This is a genomic window from Streptomyces sp. HSW2009 (assembly GCF_040240285.1).
Lineage (GTDB): Bacteria > Actinomycetota > Actinomycetes > Streptomycetales > Streptomycetaceae > Streptomyces.
Genome location: NZ_JBEHZD010000637.1, coordinates 1 through 3,993 on the forward strand (window position 1 = coordinate 1; position 3,993 = coordinate 3,993).

4 protein-coding genes are annotated in these 3,993 nt (G+C 73.3%); 1 reads left to right on the forward strand and 3 read right to left on the reverse strand.

Annotated elements, in window-relative coordinates; genetic code table 11:
- Positions 1 to 88 precede the first annotated feature (88 nt).
- The 3 genes from moaC to galU form a co-directional block, all read right to left on the reverse strand.
- Complete coding sequence (moaC, locus tag AAHZ94_RS29880) at positions 89 to 574, reverse strand: cyclic pyranopterin monophosphate synthase MoaC (RefSeq protein ID WP_349996836.1); 486 nt, start codon at positions 572 to 574, stop codon at positions 89 to 91.
- Positions 575 to 904: 330 nt separating this feature from the next.
- A complete protein-coding gene (gene glp / locus AAHZ94_RS29885) occupies positions 905 to 2,239 on the reverse strand; it encodes a molybdotransferase-like divisome protein Glp (protein ID WP_349996838.1) in 1,335 nt (444 codons plus the stop codon).
- 4 nt (positions 2,240 to 2,243) lie between these two features.
- Positions 2,244 to 3,146, reverse strand: a complete 903-nt coding sequence (gene galU, locus AAHZ94_RS29890; protein WP_349996839.1) for a UTP--glucose-1-phosphate uridylyltransferase GalU — start codon at positions 3,144 to 3,146, stop codon at positions 2,244 to 2,246.
- A gap of 101 nt (positions 3,147 to 3,247) precedes the next feature.
- Here galU and AAHZ94_RS29895 point away from each other — a divergent pair, with 101 nt between their 5' ends.
- The gene (locus tag AAHZ94_RS29895; RefSeq protein WP_349996841.1) at positions 3,248 to 3,862 is read left to right on the forward strand and encodes a 5-formyltetrahydrofolate cyclo-ligase; all 615 of its coding nucleotides are present in this window, start codon (positions 3,248 to 3,250) and stop codon (positions 3,860 to 3,862) included.
- Positions 3,863 to 3,993: the final 131 nt, after the last annotated feature.

Genomic DNA, 3,993 nt, shown 5'->3' on the forward strand with positions numbered 1-3,993 from the left:
GGGGCGGCCGGGGCGGGGGCGGCGGCAGGCGCGGGCGGGGCGCCGGCGGCGGGCTGTTGCCGCGTACGGTCAGCAGGTTGAGGAGTCGTCATGAGGTGCGGCTCCAGTCGCCCGATGCGCCGCCGGTCTTCTCCTCGACCCGGACGTCGGTGATGACCGCCGCCTTGTCCACCGCCTTGACCATGTCGATCACGGTCAGCGCGGCGACCGCGACCGCCGTCAGGGCCTCCATCTCCACGCCGGTGCGGTCCGTCGTCTTCACCCGGGCCCTGATCTCCACGGCGTCGTCGGCGACCGACAGGTCCACCTTGACGCCGGAGACGGCCAACGGATGACAGAGCGGGATCAGCTCCGGGGTGCGCTTGGCGCCCATGATGCCGGCGATCCGCGCGGTGGACAGGGCGTCGCCCTTCGGTAGCCCCTCGCCGCGCAGCAGGTCGATCACGCGGGGCGAGACGAGGACCCGGCCGCTAGCGGTGGCGGTGCGCGCGGTGACGTCCTTCGCTGAGACGTCGACCATGCGGGCCGCACCCGTCTCGTCAAGGTGGGTGAGATGGTCCTGGGCGCTGCTCATGGTTCTCCCGGTCAGTCCTAGGTCAGACACCGTACCCGCCATGCCCCGCGGCCAGCGCGGCAACCACCGAGCTATCCGGTCCGCACGGGTGCGCGCCCCCGCCCCGGGATACGTGGCAGCCGCCCGGGCTGGTAGCCCCGCCTCCCCCGCCGTCGCTCGTACGGGCCCGAGGGCGACGCGTACGGCAAGTACGGGCGCACGCGCGCGCGTAGGGCCAGCCTCGCTACCGGCAGCCACAGACCGGGCAAGCAGGCAAGCGGGCAGGCAGCCCAAGCCGGCGGCGCAGCACGCAACACAACCAACCCACCGGGCCCGCCCGCCCGGCAGGGCTCAGTCCAGCAGGACCACGTCGACCGTGCCGCCGGGCTCAAGCGAGGTGGTGTCCTCGGGGAGCACGATCAGCGCGTTGGCGTGGGCGAGGGCCTTGACCAGGTGGGACCCTGAGCCGCCGACGGGCGTGACGGCGTTCGCGTCCGCGTCGTACCGGCCGCGCAGGAACTGGCGGCGGCCGGGCAGCGAACTGGCCACGCCCTCCGGGCAGATGGCGCTGACGACCGTGCGGTGCACCGGGTTGGTGCCCATCAGGGTGCGGATGGCGGGGCGCACGAACAGCTCGAAGGAGACGTACGCGCTGACCGGGTTGCCCGGCAGGGCGAGCAGCGGGGCGCGGTCCCGGCCGCCCTCTGCGTCGCCGATGAAGCCGAACCCCTGGGGCTTGCCCGGCTGCATGGCCAGGGTGCGGAACTGCACGCCGTCGGTGTCGTCGCCGAGACTGGTCAGGGCCTCCTTGACCACGTCGTAAGCGCCGACGCTGACGCCTCCGGTGGTGACCAGCAGGTCGGCGCGGATGAGCTGGTCCTCGATGGTGGCGCGCAGGGTGGCCGCGTCGTCGGTGACGGCGCCGACCCGGTAGGCGATGGCGCCGGCGTCGCGGGCGGCTGCGGCCAGCGCGAAGCTGTTGGAGTCGTAGATCTGACCGGGGGCCAGCGGCTCTCCGGGCGGGACGAGTTCGCTGCCGGTGGAGAGCACCACCACGCGCGGGCGCGGGCGGACCCTGACCGTGTCGCGGCCGATCGCGGCGAGCAGGCTGAGCTGGGGCGGGCCGAGCACGGTGCCGGCGCGCAGGGCGAGTTCGCCGGCGCCCACGTCGCTGCCGCGGGCCCGGACGTGCGCCCGCTCGGTGACCGGCCGGTGCACCCGGACCTCGCCGCTCGCGTCCTCGGGGGCGCTGCTGTGCGCGCGCATGGTGGTGGCCGGGCCGCCGCCGGTGCCGCCGTCGGTCCACTCCACGGGCACGACGGCCTCGGCGCCCGGCGGCAGCGGCGCCCCGGTCATGATGCGGGCCGCCTCGCCCGCGCCGACCCGGGGCTGGCCGCCACTGCCGGCCGCGATGTCACCGATGACGGTGAGCACCGCCGGGAACTCCTCGCTCGCGCCCGCGACGTCCGCCACCCGCACGGCGTACCCGTCCATGGAGCTGTTGTCGAAGGGCGGCAGGGCGACCGGGACGGTGACGTCCTCCACCAGGACGCAGCCCTGCGCATCGAGGAGCCGCAGCTCGATCGGGTCCAGCGGGCGCAGTCGGCCGAGGACGTCATCGAGGTGCTCGGACACCAGCCACAGGCGCTCGGGCGTGCTGGTGGCCGGTTCGGCGGTGCTACTCAACGGGCTACATCTCCTCGGTGACGTAACGGTGAAGCCAGGCGCGGAAGTCCGGACCCAGATCTTCACGTTCGCACGCGAGTCTGACAATGGCGCGCAGGTAGTCGCCGCGGTCACCGGTGTCGTAGCGGCGGCCCTGGAAGACGACGCCGTGCACCGGGCCGCCGACGGTCTCGTTGCCGGCGAGGGTCTGGAGGGCGTCGGTGAGCTGGATCTCGCCGCCGCGGCCGGGCTCGGTGGTGCGCAGCACGTCGAAGACGGCCGGGTCGAGCACGTAGCGGCCGATGATGGCGTAGTTGCTGGGCGCGTCGGCCGGGTCCGGCTTCTCGACCAGGTCGGTGACGCGGACGACGTCCTCGGCGTCGGTGGCCTTGACCGCGGCGCAGCCGTAGAGGTGGATCTGTGCCGGGTCCACCTCCATCAGGGCCACGACGCTGCCGCCGTGCTGCTCCTGGGTCTCGATCATGCGGGAGAGCAGCGGGTCCCTGGGGTCGATCAGGTCGTCGCCGAGGAGGACCGCGAAGGGCTGGTCGCCGACGTGCGGCGCGGCGCACAGCACGGCGTGGCCGAGGCCCTTGGGGTCGCCCTGCCGGACGTAGTGCATGGTCGCCAGGTCGCTGGACTCCTGGACGCGGGCGAGGCGGGATTCGTCCTTCTTGCGCCGCAGGGCCTCTTCGAGTTCGTAGTTGCGGTCGAAGTGGTCTTCCAGGGGGCGCTTGTTGCGGCCGGTGACCATGAGGACGTCGGAGAGCCCGGCGGTGACAGCCTCTTCGACCACGTACTGGATCGCGGGCTTGTCGACGACCGGCAGCATCTCCTTGGGGGTGGCCTTGGTGGCCGGGAGGAAGCGGGTCCCAAGACCGGCGGCGGGGATGACAGCCTTGCTGATCCGAGTGCGTGATGGAGTCATGCGGTGCACCTTACCGGTGCTTTTTGGTGGATCATCACGGTCTGCGGAATACGACCTGATACATCACAACAGCAGCACAAAACGAGGGGTTTGTACGTGGCATGACCAGGGGCGACAGTAGTAAGCGAGTGTTGCGGCGAGACCTCCTGGCGATGAGGTCCAGGTTGACCCCAGATGACGTCGAGGCGTCGCAGCGAGATTTGGCCCGTCATGCACGGGAACTGCCCGAGTTGGGCGCGGCGCACACCGTCGCCGCGTACGTCTCGGTCGGGACCGAGCCCGGTACGCGCGCGTTGCTGGACGACTTGCGCGGGCGCGGGGTGCGGGTGTTGCTGCCCGTTCTGTTGCCCGACAACGACCTGGACTGGGCCGCGTACGAGGGCGCCGAACGCCTCGCCCGGGTCGCCCACGCCGGGAAGATCGACCTGTGGGAACCGACGGGGCCGCGGCTGGGTCCTGGCGCGGTGTGCACGGCCGGCACGGTACTGCTGCCCGGCCTCGCGGTGGACGGCCGCGGGGTGCGCCTCGGCCGCGGCGGCGGCAGCTACGACCGGGTACTGGCCCGACTCGCGGACGCGGGCGCGACACCGACCCTCGTGGTGCTGCTGTACGCGCACGAGGTGGTGGAGCACGTGCCGCAGGACCCGCACGACCGGGCGGTGCACGCGGTGGTGACGCCGCGCGGGGTGCGCAGGTTCCGACCGCCGGAGTGCTGAGCGCCGCAGCGCTGAACGGGCGGGTACGGGCGAGCGATACGGGCGCGTGCGCGCGAGGTGCCTCACCCGGCGCGGGGCCCCCCCCCCCCCCCCCCCCCCCCGGCCGGGGGGGGGGGGGGGGGGGGGGGGGG

Coding starts and splice junctions, on each gene's coding strand:
- moaC (WP_349996836.1), bottom strand. CDS start 574: ATGAGCAGCGCCCAGGACCATCTCACCCACCTTGACGAGACGGGTGCG.
- galU (WP_349996839.1), bottom strand. CDS start 3,146: ATGACTCCATCACGCACTCGGATCAGCAAGGCTGTCATCCCCGCCGCC.
- AAHZ94_RS29895 (WP_349996841.1), top strand. CDS start 3,248: ATGACCAGGGGCGACAGTAGTAAGCGAGTGTTGCGGCGAGACCTCCTG.